This window comes from Enterococcus sp. AAFC-DPL-5182, from assembly GCF_058216605.1.
Window position 1 is genome coordinate 2,672,556 of record NZ_CM177101.1, and the last position, 19,846, is coordinate 2,692,401.

At 37.3% G+C, this 19,846-nt stretch carries 18 protein-coding genes and 1 other annotated feature; of the genes, 4 read left to right on the plus strand and 14 right to left on the minus strand.

Annotated features, from left to right (window positions below):
* Nucleotides 1-62: 62 nt before the first annotated feature.
* The 3 genes from gap to AC4BB7_RS12500 form a co-directional block, all read right to left on the minus strand.
* The gene (gene gap / locus AC4BB7_RS12490) at nt 63-1,064 is read right to left on the minus strand and encodes a type I glyceraldehyde-3-phosphate dehydrogenase (protein WP_069634608.1); all 1,002 of its coding nucleotides are present in this window, start codon (nt 1,062-1,064) and stop codon (nt 63-65) included.
* A gap of 40 nt (nt 1,065-1,104) precedes the next feature.
* Nucleotides 1,105-2,142: a sugar-binding transcriptional regulator gene (locus AC4BB7_RS12495; RefSeq protein ID WP_086313809.1), complete on the minus strand. Its 1,038-nt coding sequence runs from the start codon at nt 2,140-2,142 to the stop codon at nt 1,105-1,107.
* A gap of 372 nt (nt 2,143-2,514) precedes the next feature.
* On the minus strand, nt 2,515-3,390 hold the full coding sequence (locus AC4BB7_RS12500) for a YitT family protein (protein WP_490483257.1): 876 nt from the start codon (nt 3,388-3,390) through the stop codon (nt 2,515-2,517).
* A gap of 230 nt (nt 3,391-3,620) precedes the next feature.
* Between AC4BB7_RS12500 and AC4BB7_RS12505 the strand changes: the two genes are divergently transcribed.
* Both AC4BB7_RS12505 and AC4BB7_RS12510 read left to right on the plus strand, forming a co-directional pair.
* Entirely contained in the window at nt 3,621-5,075 is a 1,455-nt protein-coding gene (locus AC4BB7_RS12505) for a glycoside hydrolase family 1 protein (RefSeq protein WP_490483258.1), read from the plus strand.
* A complete protein-coding gene (locus AC4BB7_RS12510) occupies nt 5,075-6,418 on the plus strand; it encodes a PTS sugar transporter subunit IIC (RefSeq protein WP_086313812.1) in 1,344 nt (447 codons plus the stop codon). Before AC4BB7_RS12505 ends, AC4BB7_RS12510 begins: the two co-directional genes overlap by 1 nt.
* A gap of 21 nt (nt 6,419-6,439) precedes the next feature.
* Here the strand turns inward: AC4BB7_RS12510 and AC4BB7_RS12515 are convergent, their stop codons facing one another.
* On the minus strand, nt 6,440-7,237 hold the full coding sequence (locus AC4BB7_RS12515; RefSeq protein ID WP_490483259.1) for an ankyrin repeat domain-containing protein: 798 nt from the start codon (nt 7,235-7,237) through the stop codon (nt 6,440-6,442).
* A gap of 92 nt (nt 7,238-7,329) precedes the next feature.
* Nucleotides 7,330-8,064 carry a MurR/RpiR family transcriptional regulator gene (locus AC4BB7_RS12520; protein ID WP_086313814.1) on the minus strand — a complete coding sequence of 245 codons (735 nt, stop codon included), beginning with the start codon at nt 8,062-8,064 and terminating at the stop codon, nt 7,330-7,332.
* Between the two features lie 114 nt (nt 8,065-8,178).
* Here AC4BB7_RS12520 and AC4BB7_RS12525 point away from each other — a divergent pair, with 114 nt between their 5' ends.
* Complete coding sequence (locus AC4BB7_RS12525) at nt 8,179-9,078, plus strand: ROK family protein (protein WP_490483260.1); 900 nt, start codon at nt 8,179-8,181, stop codon at nt 9,076-9,078.
* 141 nt (nt 9,079-9,219) lie between these two features.
* Here the strand turns inward: AC4BB7_RS12525 and aspS are convergent, their stop codons facing one another.
* The 7 genes from aspS to folB all read right to left on the minus strand — a co-directional run bounded on the left by aspS (nt 9,220) and on the right by folB (nt 16,146).
* Entirely contained in the window at nt 9,220-10,989 is a 1,770-nt protein-coding gene (gene aspS, locus AC4BB7_RS12530; protein ID WP_010771422.1) for an aspartate--tRNA ligase, read from the minus strand.
* Between the two features lie 33 nt (nt 10,990-11,022).
* Nucleotides 11,023-12,321 carry a histidine--tRNA ligase gene (gene hisS / locus AC4BB7_RS12535; RefSeq protein WP_490483261.1) on the minus strand — a complete coding sequence of 433 codons (1,299 nt, stop codon included), beginning with the start codon at nt 12,319-12,321 and terminating at the stop codon, nt 11,023-11,025.
* 694 nt (nt 12,322-13,015) lie between these two features.
* Nucleotides 13,016-13,223 (minus strand) — a binding site (T-box leader).
* Between the two features lie 92 nt (nt 13,224-13,315).
* Entirely contained in the window at nt 13,316-14,116 is an 801-nt protein-coding gene (folP, locus tag AC4BB7_RS12540) for a dihydropteroate synthase (protein ID WP_490483262.1), read from the minus strand.
* On the minus strand, nt 14,113-14,721 hold the full coding sequence (locus AC4BB7_RS12545; RefSeq protein WP_490483263.1) for a non-canonical purine NTP pyrophosphatase: 609 nt from the start codon (nt 14,719-14,721) through the stop codon (nt 14,113-14,115). The genes folP and AC4BB7_RS12545 overlap by 4 nt, the downstream gene beginning before the upstream one ends.
* Before the next feature lie 3 nt (nt 14,722-14,724).
* The gene (folE, locus tag AC4BB7_RS12550) at nt 14,725-15,291 is read right to left on the minus strand and encodes a GTP cyclohydrolase I FolE (RefSeq protein WP_490483264.1); all 567 of its coding nucleotides are present in this window, start codon (nt 15,289-15,291) and stop codon (nt 14,725-14,727) included.
* A 4-nt stretch (nt 15,292-15,295) separates the two neighbouring features.
* Nucleotides 15,296-15,784, minus strand: coding sequence for a 2-amino-4-hydroxy-6-hydroxymethyldihydropteridine diphosphokinase (gene folK, locus AC4BB7_RS12555; RefSeq protein WP_490483265.1), 489 nt, complete (start codon nt 15,782-15,784; stop codon nt 15,296-15,298).
* Nucleotides 15,781-16,146, minus strand: a complete 366-nt coding sequence (folB, locus tag AC4BB7_RS12560; RefSeq protein ID WP_490483266.1) for a dihydroneopterin aldolase — start codon at nt 16,144-16,146, stop codon at nt 15,781-15,783. The genes folK and folB overlap by 4 nt, the downstream gene beginning before the upstream one ends.
* A 193-nt stretch (nt 16,147-16,339) precedes the next feature.
* Between folB and AC4BB7_RS12565 the strand changes: the two genes are divergently transcribed.
* Nucleotides 16,340-17,272 carry an aldo/keto reductase gene (locus AC4BB7_RS12565; RefSeq protein ID WP_490483267.1) on the plus strand — a complete coding sequence of 311 codons (933 nt, stop codon included), beginning with the start codon at nt 16,340-16,342 and terminating at the stop codon, nt 17,270-17,272.
* A gap of 233 nt (nt 17,273-17,505) precedes the next feature.
* Here AC4BB7_RS12565 and AC4BB7_RS12570 read toward each other — a convergent pair whose 3' ends face one another.
* Nucleotides 17,506-19,266, minus strand: coding sequence for a choline/carnitine O-acyltransferase (locus AC4BB7_RS12570; RefSeq protein ID WP_490483268.1), 1,761 nt, complete (start codon nt 19,264-19,266; stop codon nt 17,506-17,508).
* Between the two features lie 124 nt (nt 19,267-19,390).
* Entirely contained in the window at nt 19,391-19,837 is a 447-nt protein-coding gene (gene dtd, locus AC4BB7_RS12575; protein ID WP_490483269.1) for a D-aminoacyl-tRNA deacylase, read from the minus strand.
* Nucleotides 19,838-19,846 lie beyond the last annotated feature (9 nt).

Below are 19,846 nucleotides of genomic sequence, written 5' to 3' on the forward strand. Positions count from 1 at the left end.
GCGTTGCTTCCCCGCTTATTATTTCACAGTTGTTCAAATTTCACTAATGATAAGAGTTATTCTTATAAGTTAGCGAAGTACTCTAAAGTACGAACTAATTGTGCAGTATAAGACATTTCGTTGTCATACCAAGCAACAGTTTTCACTAATTGTTGATCGCCAACAGTCATTACTTTAGTTTGAGTAGCATCGAATAATGAACCGAAAGTCATACCTACGATATCAGAAGAAACGATTTCGTCTGTGTTATATCCGTAAGATTCGTTAGCAGCTTTAGCCATAACTTCGTTTACTTCTTCAACCGTTACTTTTTTGTCAAGAACTGTTACTAATTCAGTTAATGAACCAGTTGCTACAGGAACACGTTGAGCAGCTCCGTCTAATTTACCATTTAATTCAGGGATAACTAGACCGATTGCTTTAGCAGCACCAGTTGTGTTAGGTACGATGTTTTCTGCTGCAGCGCGTGCACGACGGAAGTCTCCACCTGGGTGAGGTCCATCAAGAGTCATTTGGTCACCTGTGTAAGCGTGGATTGTAGTCATAAGACCTTCAACAACACCAAAGTTGTCTTGTAAAGCTTTAGCCATAGGAGCTAAACAGTTAGTCGTACATGAAGCACCTGAGATAACTGTTTCTTTACCTGTTAAGATATCGTGGTTAGTGTTATAAACGATTGTTGGTACGTCATTTCCGCCTGGAGCAGAGATAACAACACGTTTAGCACCAGCTTTTAAGTGTAATTCAGCTTTTTCTTTTGAAGTGAAGAATCCAGTACATTCAAGAACGATGTCTACACCTAATTCGCCCCATGGTAATTCTTCTGGGTTGCGGTTAGCAAGAACTTTAACTTCTTTACCGTTAACGTTGAAAGATCCATCATGAACTTCAACAGTTCCGTTGAAACGACCTTGAGTTGTGTCATATTTTAACAAGTGAGCCAACATTTTAGCATCTGTTAAATCGTTGATTGCTACTACTTCGATTCCTGCTACATCTTGGATACGACGGAATGCTAAGCGTCCGATACGTCCAAATCCATTAATACCTACTTTAACTGTCATTAAAGATTTCCTCCTTATGAAAATCAAAAATTTTTTTATTTTAAAGGGTTGCCCCTTTTAAAATCTCATTTGCAGCAGCTTCATCTGTGATGAGCCACGTTTGTTTTGGTGCGTTCTTCATATATGCGTGGATTGCTTTAGCTTTTGTCTTACCGCCTGCAATCGCAACGACATTCGGAATTTTTTGTACATCTTTCAACTGAAGTCCGATTCGTGGGATTTTATAAACAACTTCCCCTTCTTCATCAAAGAAATAGCCGAAAGATTCTGCTACAGCATTGTTTTGCTTTAGCATAACCATTTCATCGTCAGACATTTTGCGACGTGCTGCCATGTGTAATGCGCGTCCAATACTATGAACCACACAATTACTTTGCTCGATCAGTGTCAAAACTTCTTGAATCGAGGGTTCTTGCAACAATGAGTTATATGTTTCTAAGCTTAATTGCTCTGGAACATATAATGCTCTATGGTGTCCACCAGTTTTGCTTGCCATTACAGCACTTACTGAATTGGCTTGGACCGTCATTGCTTCACCAATTCCGCCTCTAGCTGGAACAAAAAGATTATGTCTTTTTTCCGTTTCTAAAGTCCCCATATGCTCAGCTGTCATCGCCATTGTCGTACCACCCATAACTGCAATAATATTATTGCCTTCAGGTAAAAGTAAGTCTAGTGAGTCAGTCAAAACATCCCCAAACTCATACAAAACTTTCTCTTGATTGTCACTATTGCCAGCGACAACGATACAACGCTTGATTCCGAAATACTGACTGATTTCTTTTTCGATTTGATGCATGCCAAGTAATTGATTCATCACTGTCTCTAACCCTTGGTAAACGTCTAAACCTTTTTCAGTTAATGTCATTCCACTTTTAGAAGTTTCTATCAGTTGCAGATTTTTCAGAAAGTCAGTCTCTGTTCTCAAGACCCGTTCTGTAATTCCCATACTATCAGATAGACTTCTACGTCCAATAGGCTGCATCCAGTAAATATTACGAAGAATATGAAACCTTTCCTGCATTACATCGAGCAAATCTGGAGCAACTGCTTCAATCATTTTCAATTCATCTAGCATGATGCGCTCCTTCGTTGGTCTAAAAACGTCCAAGTAAGACTTAAAACGACCTATGAACTTTAAAAAAATAGGATTGACGTTCTTCTTTCGCATTGTTAAATTCTATTAACAGTCTTAAAAGCGTCCCTCAATCTTACATACATAGTTTAACAGTTTTCATCTTTCTTTTCAAGAAAAAGAGATTATTTTTTTGAAATTAACAGTCTTTTCTTTGAGATTTATTATTTGTTGTGTCTCATTAAAATCCTTTGTATACTAAAAATTTCATTCAAAGCGACAATCGAATAAAAAAATCCAGACCTAACATCTGGATTTTTCGTGTGTTTCTTATCTTATAAATCCTCTTCATATCTTATAAATCTTCTTCATATCTTATAAATCCTCTTCATAAAAACGTCCAAGAATTTTGACGTTATCTGAAATACTTACAAAAGCAGACGGATCAGATTCTTTCATAGCCGCTTCTAATGATGGTAATTCAAAACGAGTCACAACCGTCAATAATAATGTTTGCTTATCATGACGATAGGCCCCTTCTGCTTCATGAATAATCGTAATTCCCCGTCTCATTTTCTGTTGGATTCCATCGATCACAGCATCTGGATTTTTCGTAATGATCATGACTTGCATCTTCTTTTGTTTTGTATAAACTGCATCCGTCACTTTTCCACTCACAAAAATAGACAAAGCACTGTAAAACATATACTGCCAGCCAAATAAATACCCTGCCACGAAAATAATCAAACCATTAAAATACATGGATATCGATCCAACAGAACGCCCTGTTTTTTTACGGATCGTGATACTAAAAATATCTAGTCCACCTGAAGAAAGACCATTTTTCAAAGCAAAACCAATACCTAAACCCATCACTGCTCCACCAAAAATCGCACAGATAATTGGATCATTAGAAAGACTTGTTTGCGGCACGATCTGCATAAAAATAGAAGTCAGTGTAACAGTCAGAAAAGTAAAGACCGTAAATTTTTTCCCGATTTTACGCCAAGCCACAAAAAACAAGGGAATATTCAAGGCATATAACGTAATCGAAACAGGTACTTTAAACCCTACAACCTTTGTTGATAAGGTCGTTAGAATTTGAGCGAGGCCTGTAATCCCGCTAGAATAAATATTTCCTGGTTGATAAAAGAAGTTCATCGCAACAGATGCCAAGATCGCATAAACGATCGACACTGAAAGTTTTGTCGTGTAATCATGGACAGGTAAACTTTCAAAGAATTTTTTCATGTAGAAGCAGCCTCACTTTACTTGATTCATTTGGTTTCCATTATACGTGCTTTAGAGTAGGAAAAAAAGCACAATCGTTTAAATAGAGGAAAAGTATTTTCTTTTTTTCATTTGTATCTGTGTGTTTCATAATCTTGCAACGTGTTGCACGTTGAAGAAAAACGCTTACAAAAAAAATGTTTTTCCGCTATGATCGACTTATACAAATTTTATTGAAATGAGGAATGATTATGCGCCACACAGAATTAGATCAATTTCCTAAACATTTTTTATGGGGTAGTGCCTCTGCCGCATATCAAGTTGAAGGAGCTTATCAAGAAGCTGGTAAAGGTATTTCTGTTTGGGATACTTTTGTGAAACAACCTGGTACGACCTTCCAAGATACGAATGGAGATGTTGCAGTCGATCACTATCATCGCTTTAAAGAAGATGTCGCTTTAATGGCGGAGATTGGTTTGAAAGCTTATCGTTTTTCCATAGCATGGTCACGTATTTTTCCAAACGGTAAAGGCGAGCCCAATCAAGCAGGTCTTGATTTTTACAATCAGTTGATCGATGAGCTTTTGAAATACAACATTGAACCGATCGTAACAATTTACCACTGGGATCTCCCTCAAGCACTGCAAGATGAGTATGGGGGCTGGGAATCCCGACAAATTATTGAAGATTTTACCAATTATGCCAAGGTATTATTTGATGCCTTTTCTGATCGAGTAAACTATTGGGTAAGTTTGAATGAACAGAATGTTTTTATCACTCATGGTTATTTACTGGGTACTCATCCACCTGCTGTTCGTGATGTTAAACGAATGTTTGCGGCCAATCATATTGCCAATCTTGCTAATGCGTCTGTGATCAAAGCGTTTAAAAACGGTGGTTATAAAGGACAGATCGGCCCAAGTTTCAATTATGGTCCTGCTTATGCTTTTGATAGTAATCCACTGAATGTTTTAGCTAAAATTGATACGGAAGAACTGATGGGATTTTTCTGGCTAGATGTTTATGCAACAGGCAAATATCCAAGAACCGTTATCAAGCAATTAGAAAAATTACAGCTAGCGCCCATTATTACCGAATCCGATCAAGAATTGCTAGCATGCGGTATTCCAGATTTCATCGGTTTAAATTATTATCAAACTGCAACAGTCAAAGCTAGTACCACAGATTCCTTCTCAGGAGAAATTAAAATGAATAACTCTGGTAAAAAAGGAACCAGTACAGAAATGGAAATTCCTAGAGTGAGTAAATTTGTCAAAAATCCTTATCTAGAACAAACAAATTGGGATTGGACGATTGATCCTGTCGGCATTCGAGTGGCCTTAAGAACGATCGAAAGTCGTTATCAGCTACCCGTTCTGATCACAGAAAATGGTTTAGGAGAATACGACAAATTAGAAAACGGCGAAATCCATGATCCTTACCGTATCGAATACTTACAAAAACATTTACATGAGATCCAAGAAGCAATCACAGACGGAGTTCAAGTGTTAGGCTATTGCACTTGGAGTTTTACTGATCTGCTTAGTTGGTTGAATGGCTATCAAAAACGGTATGGTTTTGTTTATATTGATCGGGATGAACGTTCTGAGCGTACTTTAAATCGTTACAAAAAAGAGAGTTTTTATTGGTATCAAAAAGTGATTGAAACAAACGGTGAATACTTAAATGAAATGGGGAACAAATGATGGAAGCTTTAGAAAAATTTCTGAATAAATTTATTGGTCCGATTGCTCAAAAAATGAATGGTAGTAAATTTTTCAGTGCATTAGCCGAAGCATTTATGCGAACAACACCAATTACATTAGGTGTCGCTTTGCTCATGATCATTGGGAATTTCCCAATCCCTCAATGGATCGAATTTTTAGCTAAAACAGGTATGACTGCTCACTTTAATGCCGCATTAGGTGCTACGATCAATTTACTTTCAGTTTACGTGACCTTCAACTTTGCTTATATTTATTCTAAAAAAGAAGGATACGATCCACTGCCTGCTGGACTTTTGGCAATTGGTTCGTTTTTCATCCTAATGCCGCAAATGATCCAAACGTATACACTTGAAAAAGCTGTTACAGAATTCCCAGCTCAAACGGTTGTAACTGCAAGCAATAATGTGGAAGCTTTTGCTAGTCAATATACTGGTGGAACTGGACTTTTCGTAGCTATTATTGTTGGCTACTTCACTGCTGTTTTATATGGATTTTTAATCAGAAAAAATCTAACGATCAAAATGCCTGATACAGTGCCTTCAAATGTTTCAGAATCTTTAAGTCCTGCTATCCTATCTGGCGTGATTCTAGCTTTCTTCTTCATTGTTAGAGTCGTTTTCTCCTTTACACCATTCGGTAGTATTTTCGCATTCATTACTACCTTGATCCAAGCACCATTGCAATCATTGACAGGCTCTCCAATCGCCATCATCCTTATTTTTACGTTAGCAAATATGTTGTGGTTTTTCGGGATTCATCCAAATATGGTTTATGGTGTGGTGATGCCTGTGATGACAGCCAATATGCTGGCAAATATGACTGCGTACCAACAACACCAAGAACTACCGTATCTTGCCATGGCCGTTGTTTCTTATGTTTGCGGAAACTCTTTTGGTGGTCAAGGAAGTACGTATGGCTTAGTAATTTCCATGTTTACTGCAAAATCAGAGCGATACAAATCGTTGTTTAAATTAGCAGGTCCGCCAGTTATCTTTAACGTGAATGAGCCGTTGATTTTCGGTATGCCGTTGATGCTAAACCCATTCTTCTTTGTACCAATGGTCGCTTCTCCTTTATTAATGGGCGGCATTGCTTGGGGTATGTTATCGATTTTAGACTTTTCCAAATACAATCCATTGATCGCTCTACCTTGGACAACACCAGCACCAATTGCGATGGCCTTGAAAGGTGGATTTAATTACCTATTGATCTTCATTGTTTTATTGATCGTGAATGTACTTGTGTGGTATCCATTCTTTAAAATGGCAGATAAAAAAGAGTATCTGTTAGAACAAGAAAACGCAAAAACAGCAGAGGTTTAATCCCCTGCTGTTTTGCCGCTATTAATAAGCGTTAAGTGTATTTAACATTTCAGAATAACCTAAACTTCTAGCATAATCTTCAGCTGTTCGTCCAGTATTGTCTTTCAATGTCTTATCTGCGCCGCCTTCTAACAGAACTTTGACGATTTGTTGATAGATTTCAGATCCGTCTCTTAACGCAACGGCTTCGATCAAAGCGGTATAGCCATAATTATTTTGATGATCGATAGCTGCTCTTCCATCTTTTAACAGCAATTTAACATTTTCAAGATGGCCTTTTTCAGCTGCTGGAATCAAGGCATTCCCGCCAAAGCGATTCACTTTTTGCTGATCTGGTACTTGTTTTTCTAGCATATGAGCCAGAATTTCTGTTTTTCCTTGAGCTCCGGCGTACAAGTATGGACTATCGGAAATGTGATCTTGTAAGTTAATATCGGCTCCTGCATCGATCAACATCTTTGCAATAGCAACGAAGTTTTGATGCGTTGCAACTAAAAGTGGCGTTTCACCTTGAGCGTTGACTTCATCGATCGTATAGTTTTTATCTGCCAATATCGCTTGCACTTTTGCAGCATCATTATCCGTTACTGCTTGAATCAAAGAACCTGCTGGAAAAGGTGGAGTTGATGATTCGGTTGCGTTCATTGCCTGTTCATCTTTCGCTTCACTTGATTGTTTTGTACTACTTTTATCAGTCGTCATCCTTGTACTCTCCTTTATTGGTTGGTTTAGATTCGCTTTTTTAGATTGGCACGCCGAAAAAATAAGGACCAGTGATATCAGTAATGATATCTTTAGCAAATTTTTTTTCCTACGCATAAGCATCCTCCTTTAGTTTTATTTATATTCAGTATAAGACATAAATATAAACAAACTATAAACACACTTTTCCTTAGAAAACGTAAGGATGATTATTGCTTGTTAAAACAAAAAGCCACTAAATATTCAATTAAAGCCACAGTTGGAATCTGAGAGGATAAATCAAAGTTATACGGTAGCCGTTGATTTTCAATGTAGTATGGAATGTTGATCGTAGAAAGCTTGGCTAAGGTATTGTCATGTGTATTTGTAATACTGATAATTTGCCTACTACTTGATTTCAAAAGTTGAACCATCTCAATAATTTCAGCTGTTTCACCTGAACTAGAGAATATAAGGATGACGCTGTTATCTTCTTTCATTTGAGTAGAAAGAAATGGCGCATACGGTTCATTTGAATGCATTGCTTTAAAACCGATCGTGTTAAATTTTCTAGCAGCATAACTAGCCATGATTCCAGATGAACCCATTCCTACACAATAAATGAAACTTGATTGCTTCAAGAGACTACTCACTATTTCTACTTGCTCAATAACATTCTCAGCAAATACTTGATTGACAAAGATTTGCTCAAGTGAAATGGTGTCGGTTATCCCTTTACCTGCAAGTTTACTCACTTCATTTTTAACATAGCGCTGAAAATCGTGGTAAGAATCAAACCCGCATTTTCTTACGAATCGTGTTACAGTGGAAGGAGAACAAGGAATTTGAGTCGCGATTTCACGAGCAGAAAGAGTAAAGATCGTTTCTAAATTTCTAAAAATATAATTTTGCAGCACTTCGTCGGCATCAGATAAATTCTTGACTGCTGAGATTTTTTCTAGCATTGGCTTAACCTACTTACGTTAAAATTTATGTGTACATTATAGTGGAGCCACTGATATAAGTAAAGGAACCAAATTCATATTACGCAAATTTAAAAATGAAGGAGATCGATTCTGATGAAAAAAATTCTTGTTTTGGATATAGGTGGGACATTTATTAAATATGGACTGGTTGTATCTGGTCAATTAGAACAGGTAAAAAAACAAGCGACCCCTAAAACTATGGATGCTTTTAACGTTTGTTTAAATAGGATAAAAAAGGAATTTCCAGAGCCTTTTGACGGTGTTTCAATTTGCATGCCAGGAATTATTGATGCTGAAAATGGTTTTGCTGTTCATGGTGGTTCACTTGAATTTGTTCGACAGATGGATATTCGCACATTTTACGAAACCATTTTTGATTGCACCGTTGCAGTGGAAAATGATGCACGCAGTGGAATCCTCGGGGAAATGAATCAAGGTCAACTAACAGGAATTGAAAATGCCGCTATGATTGTTTTAGGTACAGGTGTTGGTGGAAGCTTGATCGTGAATGGTCAGCTAGTTAAAGGTTTCCATCAAGCAGCTGGAGAGCTCTCCTTAGTTCAAACAGATTCAGCTATGCGCCTTACTGATTTATTCGCTGTAAAAAATAGTGTCTATAGTTTATTAAAACCCTTCGCTAAAATGCTGAATAAACCAGTGGATAAAGTTAGTGGCGAAGCTTTTTTTGAATCAATCAAAAATGAAGAGCCCGCTGCACAAATTATTTTACAAGACTATTGTGATTCATTAGCTGTGCAAATTTGGAATCTACAAGCCATTTTGGATCCAGAAAAAATCGTGATTGGAGGCGGTATCAGTAGTCAAGCGATTCTATTGGATTATATTAAGCAGAGTCTGCAAAAAAACGTGACTAGTCTAAATATTGGCCCACTTGCTAGTATCATTGCTCCAAATGTCGTTTTAAGTTCATTAGGTAATGATGCCAACTTGATTGGCGCTTATTATCATTTCATAAACAAGCATGGAAAATAAAAAAAGTGGGGCTGAGATATAACTCTTCGAGTTATATCTCAGCCCCTTAAAATCCGACTAAACGGTGGTAAAAAACAGATCCTTCTTAAATTATTTGAGCTAGGCGCTTTCTTCCCAACCTCGCTTTACTGTTTCTACTCTCTACTCATCAATCGCTGTTACATCGATGTTCAATTCAAATAATTGTAATGGTGAAACCACACTTGGAGCACTTGTCATTGGGTCGGCTGCTTTCCCATTTTTAGGGAAGGCAATCACTTCGCGGATATTGTTTTCACCAGCTAACAACATCACTAAACGATCTAAACCTAACGCAATTCCGCCATGTGGAGGGAAACCATAATCTAAAGCATCTAATAAGAAACCAAATTGTTCTTGGGCTGACTCTTTAGTGAACCCTAATGTTTCAAACATTTTTTCTTGTAACTCACGTTTGTGGATACGTAATGAACCGCCACCTAATTCATAACCATTTAAAACGATATCGTATGCTTCAGCATAAACTTTCGCTGGGTCTGTTGAAAGTAATTCAATATCAGATTCTTTAGGTTGCGTGAATGGATGGTGAGCAGAAACATAACGACCTGCTTCTTCATCATATTCAAACAATGGCCAGTCAACGACCCACAAGAAGTTGAATTTAGACTCGTCGATCAAGCCTAGTTCTTTCCCTAAACGAGAACGCACGGCACCTAATGCTGCGGCAACGATTTCTGGTTTATCTGCACCAAACATCAAAATGTCACCGACCTCAGCATTCGTTGCTTTGATCAACTCGTCAGAAACCTCTGTTAAGAATTTTGCGATTGGGCCTTTTAGACCATCTTCTTCCACTTTTAACCAAGCTAATCCTTTGGCACCAAATTGGCTTACATAAGTACCTAAGTTATCCATATCTTTTCTTGAATATTTATCTGCAGCACCTTTAGCATTCAAAGCTTTCACGTGTCCGCCATTTTCTAAAGCCATTTGGAAGACTTTGAAATCAACATCTTTTACTACATCAGCGATATCGATCAATTCCATATCAAAACGAGTATCTGGCTTATCACTACCATAACGAGCCATTGCTTCATCATAGCTAATACGTGGGAATGGCAATGTAACTTCGATACCTTTTGTTTCACGCATCACTTTTGCTAGCATCTCTTCAGTCATTGTTTGAATTTCTTCTGGTGACAAGAAGGTTGTTTCTAAGTCCACTTGAGTAAATTCTGGTTGACGGTCCCCACGTAAATCTTCATCACGGAAACAGCGAACGATTTGGTAATAACGATCAAAACCAGCGTTCATCAATAACTGTTTGAAAATTTGCGGTGATTGCGGTAATGCGTAAAAGTGTCCTGCATGCACACGTGAAGGAACTAAATAGTCACGAGCGCCTTCTGGTGTTGATTTACCAAAATAAGGTGTTTCGATATCAATAAAATCAGTGTCATCTAAATAGTGACGAATCGATTTTGTGATTTCGTGACGTAATTTTAGATTTGCTGTCATTTGCGGACGACGTAAATCTAAATAGCGATATTTCATACGAATTTCATCGCCGACATTATTTTCATCTTCAATTAAAAATGGCGGTGTTTTCGCTGTATTTAAAATCGTGATAGCCGTTGCCATCACTTCAAATTCACCGGTTTTCATTTTAGGGTTGATTGCTTCTTTATCACGATAAGTCAACTCTCCAGTAATTTCAATCACATACTCACTACGGCATTTATCCGCAATTTCCCACGCTTCTTTTGAATGTGCCGGGTTGAACACAACTTGTGCGATTCCTTCACGATCACGTAGGTCGATAAAAATAACTCCGCCTAGGTCACGACGTTTTTGGACCCACCCTTTTAATGTGATTACCTGACCTACTAAATCTGCTGAGACTTCCCCGCAGTATACTGTTCTTTTTGTCATTAGCCTTTGCTCCTCTTCATTTTTTGCTTATTATTAATCAAACATCACTGTCATCATTTCATCATAGACTTCATCAAATCTTTCATAAATATCTGAAAGTGGAAATGCTTTTTCATTACGATTAGCCATTGATTTTACATTGACAATGCCTTCTGCTAATTCTGTTTCACCTAAAGTGAGGGCAAGTTTAGCATTTAATTTAGCAGCTGTTTTAAATTGCGCTTTTGCTTTACGATCCATAAAATCACGATCCGCTGAAAAACCAAAGTTACGGATTGCTTGAACCAATTTTAGCGATTCGATATTCGTTTGTTCACCGATTCCAACCACATAAGCATCGATTTCATTGATGACTGGAACGACAACACCTTCTGCTTCCATCGTAATCAAGACACGCTCGATCCCCATTGCAAAACCAAAACCAGGAGTTGCAGGTCCACCTAATTCTTCTACTAAACCATCATAACGTCCACCCGCACAAATCGTAGCTTGAGCGCCCATTCCTGGTGCTTCACTCATGACTTCAAAAATCGTGTTCGTATAATAATCTAATCCACGAACCATATTGCTATCCACTTCAAATGGAATATTCAATTCATTCAACATCGTTTGAACTGTTTCAAAGTGCTCTTTTGACTCAGCACTTAAGTAATCCAAAATCGAGGGTGCATCAGCTACGATTGCTTGATCTTTTTTATCTTTACTATCTAAAACTCGTAAAGGATTTTCATGCAAACGTCGTTTTGAATCTTCACTCAGTTCAGCTGATCTCGGTTCTAAATAATCGATCAAAGCTTGACGATAAGCTGATCTAGTTGCTTTATCTCCTAAAGAATTGATCACTAATCGAATTTGATTGATTCCCAATTGTTTGAAAAAGTCTAGAGCCATTGCCATGCTTTCAACATCCACGGCTGGATTTACACTACCAAAAGCTTCTGCTCCGATTTGGTGAAATTGTCTTAAACGTCCAGCTTGAGGGCGTTCATAACGAAACATCGGTCCCATATAATATGTTTTATACGGTTTTGCAAATTCAGGTCCAAACAATTTGTTTTCAACAAACGAACGAACGATCGGCGCTGTTCCTTCTGGGCGAAGTGTTACGTGACGATCTCCTTTATCGTAAAAATCATACATTTCTTTTGAAACGATATCTGTCGTATCTCCTACACTACGAGAAATGACTTCATAATGTTCAAAAATCGGCGTACGGATTTCTTCATATTGATAATCGCGAAAAATCAAACGAGCTGTTTCTTCAACAAATTGCCACTTTTCTGAAGTTCCTGGTAATAAGTCATTGGTTCCTTTTGGTTTTTGATAACTCATTTTTTTCATCTCCTAATTATTGTTCATTGTTTGTATTCTATTTTGGTAAAGATCGGTTAAGAATTTGATTACTCTATGCTTACTTGAAAGAGTAGGTAGCGCTTTTTAATTGATCGACTCAATGTTTGGTTTGGATTATAACGTTTGGTGATTCTCTAGTACGGTGACTTCTCTCACTTTGAACGCCTTGTATTGTTCATCATCCACTCTGGCGAAGCCAATCGTAGTACTTCAAGACCTAATAAACAACTTAAATAGCTCTCACCGCTTCTTTTTCTGCCTTAAGCGTTGGGTGATTCTCTAGTACGGTGACTTCTCTCACTTTGTTCGCCAAGTATTGTTCATCATCCACTCTGGCGGAGCCAATCGTAGTACTTCAAGACCTAATAAACAACTTAAATAGTCATCACCGCTTCTTATTCTAGCTTAAGCGTTTGGTGATTCTCTAGTACGGGAACTTCTCTCACTTCGTTCGCCAAGTATTGTTCATCATCCACTCTGGCGGAGCCAATCGTGGTACTTCAAGACCTAATAAACAACTTAAATAGTCATCACCGCTTCTTATTCTAGCTTAAGCGTTTGGTGATTCTCTAGTACGGGAACTTCTCTCACTTCGTTCGCCAAGTATTGTTCATCATCCACTCTGGCGGAGCCAATCGTGGTGATTCACAACAAAAACTCGCCCTTGTATAAATACAAGGGCGAGTGAATAGACACACGCGGTACCACCTAAGTTCGAAAGATTGCTCTTTCCTCCAACGATTAACGCTCGCAACGGAACGGCTTTTCCTCCGTTCATCTCCAGAATGTCTTTCGATTTATCTAACGAAGTTGCTTTCAGCCTTGGCAACTTTCTCTTCTACGATCAGTTAAAAATCTACTCGTTCTTTCATCGATTTTTTTATAGTATCTATAAATTACTAGAGATTGTATATAAAGTCAAGCAGAATTTCAGTTTAGTTTACAATAAACAATGTAAAGCAAGTAACAATTATTACTGACTACTCAAGGTTTCCCAAACAGTTAACGCATCCCGCATTCCTTCAACATTGTGAACTCGAACAATTTCTACACCTTTATTGGCAGCAAATAATGAAGCGGAAATTGAACCAAAGTCCCGCTCTAATGGATCTTTTTCATTCGTCAATGCAGCGATCGTTCTTTTTCTAGATACACCATACAACAAGGGATACTCTTTATAGCGAAACACTTCAGGATATTTTAAAATCTCAATATTTTCTTCCTGTGATTTGCCAAAACCAATCCCCGGGTCAAAACAAATCCGTGTCGAATCAATCCCGACCTTTTGACAGAGATCGATTTTTTCTTGATAAAACTGTTGAATATCCGCGACTACTGACAGCTCACTACGTCTTTTACGTGAGTGCATGATCACTAAGCCGCTATCTGGGTATTTTTGCGCAACTTCGATCATTCCTTTTGTATCCAACCCTTTGATGTCATTGATGATACTGGCGCCTTTTGCTAATGCCGCATCTGCAACTTCTGGAAAATACGTATCAATAGAAATAGGTTTGTCTGTTCTTTTTCTGATAGCTTCTACTATTGGCAAGATCCGCTCTTTTTCTTCTTCCGCTGAAATTTCTTGATAGTTCGGACGTGTGGATTGTCCGCCGATATCGATGATGTCAACGCCTGCCTCCAACATTTCTTCACAATGGGCTAGTGCTTTATCTAGCTGATTAAAATACCCGCCATCTGAAAATGAATCTGGTGTCACGTTTAAAATCCCCATGATTTGAGTTGTTTTATTAGTAAAATATCCCTCTTTCATCCTCTTTGTTGCTCCTTTAATGTTTCAATTAATTGTTTTAAAGCCGATACTCTTGGGCTTAAATGATTCCGTTGCACTTTAGGTAGTTGAGCAAGAGTTTTATGTTTTTCCGGTAAATAAAAAATTTTATCAAAACCATAACCCATTTCGCCGACTTCTTTTGTTGTTAGTTCTCCTTTAAGTTCTTGTTCTGAAATAAGATACTCCCCATTTGGCCAAGCATAGACTACTACAGCATGCAGACTGATCCCTCGTGTGAATGATTCGTGTCCTTCAAATAATGTAAACAGCTGGTGGTTCTTTTCTGAATCTGTCATATTCGGTTTAAAAAATCGCGCAGTCTCAACTCCCAAAAGATCAGGAAAAGCTTCAATTTCTAAACCACCATCATCTGCCAATACTGGCTTTCCAAGCATTTTAGCATAAAATTGCGCTTTGATCAGCGCATTATCTGTATATGTTTTGCCTGTTTCTGCTACATCATAGCTTTTTTGTGTGTAGTTCGTGTATGGAACAAATGTGATTTCCTCTTTAGGATAGGCAGATTGTATTTCTTGTAGCTTCCCTTGATTATTTGTGCCGACAATAATATCCATTCCATTCATCCTTTACGCTTCAATCGCTCTTAAAAAGTCATCCTTACACTCTCGATTCGTTTTGAAAACCCCTTGATAATGGAAGGTTTTCGTTAAACTGTGCGGTGATTTTACACCACGCATCGTCATGCACATATGCTCCGCCTCAATTGCAACTGCCACACCTTTAACAGGTACATGTTCGACAAGTTTGTTTGCGATCATTATCGTTAAATCTTCCTGAACACTTGGACGTTTGGCACAATATTCTACCAATCGTGGTAACTTACTTAAGCCTAATACTTTGCTTTCATCAGGAATATAAGCGATATGCGCTTTCCCATAAAATGGTAATAGGTGATGCTCACACATAGAATAAAATTGAATATCTTTGACTAACACCATATCGTCTTCATTCAGACTATCAAATAGAGCATAATCATCAAATTCTGGCGCTCTTAAAGAAGAAAATACTTCGTTATACATTTTGGCTACACGTTTTGGCGTATCTTTAACACCCGCTCGATCGGGGTCTTCGCCGATCGCATTTAGAATTTGTTTAACTGCCTGCTCGATTGCTTCTAGTTGTTTTTCATCCATATTTTTACCAACTTTCTTTACTAAGCCAAACCTCAGCTTGATTCCCTGTACTTGTAATCAGCTCATCAAAAGACTTTCCTTGGAAGGTAGCTTCTGGATAGATATCTTTTAATGGAACTAGCACAAATGACCGCTTAAGCATTTCCTTATGCGGAATAGTCAAACGTTCTGTTGCTACTTGTTCAGCACCCATCAATAAAATATCGATATCCAGCGTTCGCGGCCCCCAATGAATCAAACGCTCTCTACCAAGAGCTTTTTCAATTGCTTGGGTTTTTTCGAGTAATTGAAGAGGTTCACAAGTTGTGCTGATTTGAATCACAGCATTATAATAATTTTCTTGTGGAACGTCTCCATAAGGTAATGTTTCGTAAAGTTTTGATTTCTTCATTACTTGAATATCGTTTTCTTGATCCAGCAATTCAACTGCCTTTTGCAGCGTCTCTAAACGATCTCCCAAATTACTGCCCAAAGCTAAATAACTAATCGTCATATGAAATCTCTTTCCATTTCGATTTCAATATTATCAAATACTCCTGGCATCGGTACACTATATTTTCGAACTCGAACAAGAGCACTTTCCAACTTTTTGCCATGTTCTGTTTCAATATCATCTAAAATAGCTGAAGCCACAGCTTCTATTAAGTTGTAAGAATGAGTTGCTAAACGTTCAGCAATTTGATCATTGACTTCAGCATAACTGACTGTATCATTTACATCGTCGGTTTTACCAGCCTGATCTAAAGCTAACCTTAATTCGACATCAACTTCCAATTGCTGCCCTAAAATTCGTTCTTCTGGTAAGACTCCATTTTTAGTGTAAAACTTCATGTTATTGATTCTAATTTTCCCCAATTTGCTCCCATCCTTTATCCATTTTCTTGCTGAAAAATTCAGTTGCAATCATTATACTATAGAAATGGCTGAAAACTTTAGATTCTTGCTTTTTACGTCATTTTGTTAAAATAAATTCTAGAAGTAAGCGGAAAAACTTTCTTCTTTATCTTTAATCAACTACACTAGTAATAGAAAGTCAGGAGGAATCATAATGACAGAAACGATACAAATTGGAAAAACTGAAGTTTATTCAACCCCTTTAGGTTTAGGGACAAATGCTGTTGGCGGTCATAACTTGTTTCCAAATTTAAATGATGAGATAGGAAAAGAAATCGTCCGAACAGCATTAACTAATGGCATCACCTTACTGGATACAGCTTTTGCTTATGGAATGGGACGTTCTGAAGAATTGATTGGAGAAGTTTTGAAAGATTTTGATCGCAGTAAAGTGGTAATCGCCACAAAAGCTGCTCATGCCCCCGCTAAAGCTGGCTCATATAATAATACACCTGAATTTTTAACTCGTTCTGTTGAGGAAGCGCTAAAACGACTGCAAACAGATTATATCGATATTTTTTATATTCATTTCCCAGATGAAGCAACACCTAAAAATGAAGCAACAGCTGCCTTAAAAAAGTTAAAAGAAGCCGGAAAAATCAGAGCAATCGGCGTTTCTAATTTTAGTTTAGACCAAATTAAAGAAGCAAATCAAGATGGTTATGTAGATATTGTTGAGGATGAATACAGCTTGATTCATCGGGCAGCAGAACATGAACTGCTGCCTTATCTTAGAGAAAATCAGATTTCTTTTGTGCCTTATTTCCCATTAGCATCTGGCTTATTGACTGGTAAATATGAAAGTAGCGTAACTTTTTCACCAGAAGATTTGCGTAGTAAAAAACCAGATTTTCAAGGTGAACGCTTTAAAGCCATTATAGAAAAAGTCAGCCATCTTAAATTGATTGCCGCTGACTATAATGCGAGTGTGGCAGAAATCGTACTCGCTTGGTATATCAAGAACCCTTTTGTCGACGTTGTTATTCCAGGTGCGAAAAAACCAGAACAAGTCATCAACAATGCAAAAGCCTTAGAGGTTCATTTGACCACAGAGGATTATCAACGAATTGACAGACTGTTTAGTTAAGTTAAGTGGAACAGATTCCAAGTGATTGGGAGATAACTCATAGAGTTATCTCCCAATCACTTTTTCTATGTTTACTGATGGTACAACATATCATGAACAATATCAGAACCGAATAAATCACTCTTATAATAAGTTGTTCAATTATCTAATTCTTTCAGTAGAAATATAAAAACTACACATAATGATCGGACACGAAAATCCCCCTACTTATTATGTGCAGTATTATTTTTTTACTAAATGCCTAAAAGGTCAGTTAATGAAATCAGTGCTTCTGAAATTGCTTCAAGTAGTTGAGTTGCGTTATTATCATATGTTGTTTTTACGGAGAGAGTCAAAATTACTTTTTCATCTAGAATACCATAATAAATCCCAAACCCCTCTTTATTGACGGGCCCAAAACTAAATGATTCTATTAACTCATATGGAAGTCCTGTGGTAGAGATAAAATCCTCACCTAATAAGCTAAGTGCTTTCGCTGAAAAGAATTTCGCCCCTTCTTCTGGATTAAGTGCCATTTTTTGTAAGCCAAACAAATGGCGTTCTAATCCTTTACCATTTTGACATTGGACGATCCGATCAGAATGAGCCTCCGCAGCTTCTACGAACAGTTCTCTTAATTTCGCCTTAGACATTGGCTTTGTTTTATTATAAAAGGCTTCTGCAAACTGTTTTTTCTCTTGGCTTACTGAACGTGCTGATTCGGTTCGACCTTCATAATACATCCGCATAGCAACTGGCTCATAAACAGATTTTAATGAGCCAAAAACCTTTTGCTGCGCCATTGTCAACGCAATATGAAAATAAGCATCCGGACTTACTTTTGCTTTTTTCATCCGTTCTTTACCAATTTCTGAAACAACTCGGTGTTTAATAGTATATGAATTATTCTCAGTGTCTACCAGCCGTTTAGCCTCTTCTAAGCTATCGATCATGTGACTATCCAATACCCAGTCAAATTTTTGAACCAAATCAGAAGAACGTTTTTTAATTTCTTCTTGCTTGAAGTCATTAAAAGGTTCAAAAATTTTAGTCAGTAGGTTTAATGTTGGCACACCATCGATTGCGGTATGCTCCATATTAAAACCGATATGACCGTTTTTCGTGATAATTGCTTGTGTCGTTTTTGTTAGAAATTGATGATTTGTATTCAATAAAACATCTGTGATTCGTTCTTCTTTTGATTGATCTTCCCCATCAGAAAAACTCAAAATAAATAATGCTTCTTCGATTTCCTTGAAATTTTGATTGTTCCGTTCCTCTTTTTTGAGCTGTTGATAAAGCAAATTCGACTGTTCTCTTTCAACGCCTGTCAGATATGGAATTAGATGCTCCCCTTGTGTGGGACTAGTGTCTATAGATAATAAATAGTTCAAATTTTCCAGTATTTGCGTCACAGAATAGATTTCTCCTAAATCATTTGTCACATCTAAGCGGAAATAGAGTCCGTTTATAAAAATCACAATGTAGTTTCCAGCAGTTGTTATTTCCCCTCTGTAAAAAGAATCTCGTTCATTTCCAGGTATTCTGCAACTTTTGAAGAAATTCAAATAAAATGACATATCGACATTTCGATTCTTTTTTGTATATTCGATTGGATATGTTCCATTCACTAAACTCAGATAACGATTGGTCATTTGATAAATCAGCTGAGCTGCTCGCATTTCTTTCGATTCAATTTGATCATAATAACTTTCATCAATGATCAAGGCAAAGTTTGAGTCACTTTGTAAATAGCCGCGATTTTCTAAATAGCTCTCTTCCCAAAAGGGTGCTAGCCAGCTTCCAGTTCTATTTTTTGCATGCGCTACCAAATCTTTTTGCAATAATATACCATCCGATACGCTAAATGCTATGGCTCTTTTTTGAAAGTCTTTTAATTCTTCTAATGTAACCAATGGTCTTAGCCACTCACTTAATGCAACAAGGGTTTCGTGTAATTCTGGTACAGGTAATTTCTTTAGTTTTGGTAATAATTCTTCTTTATATTTTTCCATCTTACACCTCAACAATCACTTTACATTTATTATACCAATTATTTGCTCTTCCTATGTGTTTTTTCAGTAACTTATAAAAAAACATCATTCTTACTGCTATACATTGTAAGAATGATGTTTTTGACTATTTATCTTTTGTATCAATAATGATTGTTACTGGACCATCATTGATCAAGGAAACAGCCATATCCGCACCGAATTCCCCAGTTTCTACAGGAATAGCCAGTTCTTTAAGCTGTTCATTGAATTGTTCATATAAAGGGATGGCTACCTCAGGTCTTGCTGCTTCTATAAAACTAGGGCGGTTCCCCTTTTTAGTATCTGCATACAATGTAAATTGAGAAACACTCAAAATGCTTCCTTTAATTTCTTGAATGCTCAGATTCATTTTACCATCACCATCTTCAAATACTCGAAGTTTACTAATTTTACGGACTAAATAGGCAACATCTTCTATACTGTCTGTTTGATGGATTCCTAGTAAAATCATAAATCCTTGCTCTATTTTTCCAACACTTTTTTGGTCGATCTTGACTTCAGCTTGACTGACTCGTTGGATGACTGCTCTCATAACTACCCC

Bases quoted from the DNA above. Each gene is read 5' to 3' on its own strand.
- gap (WP_069634608.1), bottom strand. From the start codon at position 1,064: ATGACAGTTAAAGTAGGTATTAATGGATTTGGACGTATCGGACGCTTA.
- AC4BB7_RS12495 (WP_086313809.1), bottom strand. From the start codon at position 2,142: ATGCTAGATGAATTGAAAATGATTGAAGCAGTTGCTCCAGATTTGCTC.
- AC4BB7_RS12500 (WP_490483257.1), bottom strand. From the start codon at position 3,390: ATGAAAAAATTCTTTGAAAGTTTACCTGTCCATGATTACACGACAAAA.
- AC4BB7_RS12505 (WP_490483258.1), top strand. From the start codon at position 3,621: ATGCGCCACACAGAATTAGATCAATTTCCTAAACATTTTTTATGGGGT.
- AC4BB7_RS12510 (WP_086313812.1), top strand. From the start codon at position 5,075: ATGGAAGCTTTAGAAAAATTTCTGAATAAATTTATTGGTCCGATTGCT.
- AC4BB7_RS12515 (WP_490483259.1), bottom strand. From the start codon at position 7,237: ATGCGTAGGAAAAAAAATTTGCTAAAGATATCATTACTGATATCACTG.
- AC4BB7_RS12520 (WP_086313814.1), bottom strand. From the start codon at position 8,064: ATGCTAGAAAAAATCTCAGCAGTCAAGAATTTATCTGATGCCGACGAA.
- AC4BB7_RS12525 (WP_490483260.1), top strand. From the start codon at position 8,179: ATGAAAAAAATTCTTGTTTTGGATATAGGTGGGACATTTATTAAATAT.
- aspS (WP_010771422.1), bottom strand. From the start codon at position 10,989: ATGACAAAAAGAACAGTATACTGCGGGGAAGTCTCAGCAGATTTAGTA.
- hisS (WP_490483261.1), bottom strand. From the start codon at position 12,321: ATGAGTTATCAAAAACCAAAAGGAACCAATGACTTATTACCAGGAACT.
- folP (WP_490483262.1), bottom strand. From the start codon at position 14,116: ATGAAAGAGGGATATTTTACTAATAAAACAACTCAAATCATGGGGATT.
- AC4BB7_RS12545 (WP_490483263.1), bottom strand. From the start codon at position 14,721: ATGAATGGAATGGATATTATTGTCGGCACAAATAATCAAGGGAAGCTA.
- folE (WP_490483264.1), bottom strand. From the start codon at position 15,291: ATGGATGAAAAACAACTAGAAGCAATCGAGCAGGCAGTTAAACAAATT.
- folK (WP_490483265.1), bottom strand. From the start codon at position 15,784: ATGACGATTAGTTATTTAGCTTTGGGCAGTAATTTGGGAGATCGTTTA.
- AC4BB7_RS12565 (WP_490483267.1), top strand. From the start codon at position 16,340: ATGACAGAAACGATACAAATTGGAAAAACTGAAGTTTATTCAACCCCT.
- AC4BB7_RS12570 (WP_490483268.1), bottom strand. From the start codon at position 19,266: ATGGAAAAATATAAAGAAGAATTATTACCAAAACTAAAGAAATTACCT.
- dtd (WP_490483269.1), bottom strand. From the start codon at position 19,837: ATGAGAGCAGTCATCCAACGAGTCAGTCAAGCTGAAGTCAAGATCGAC.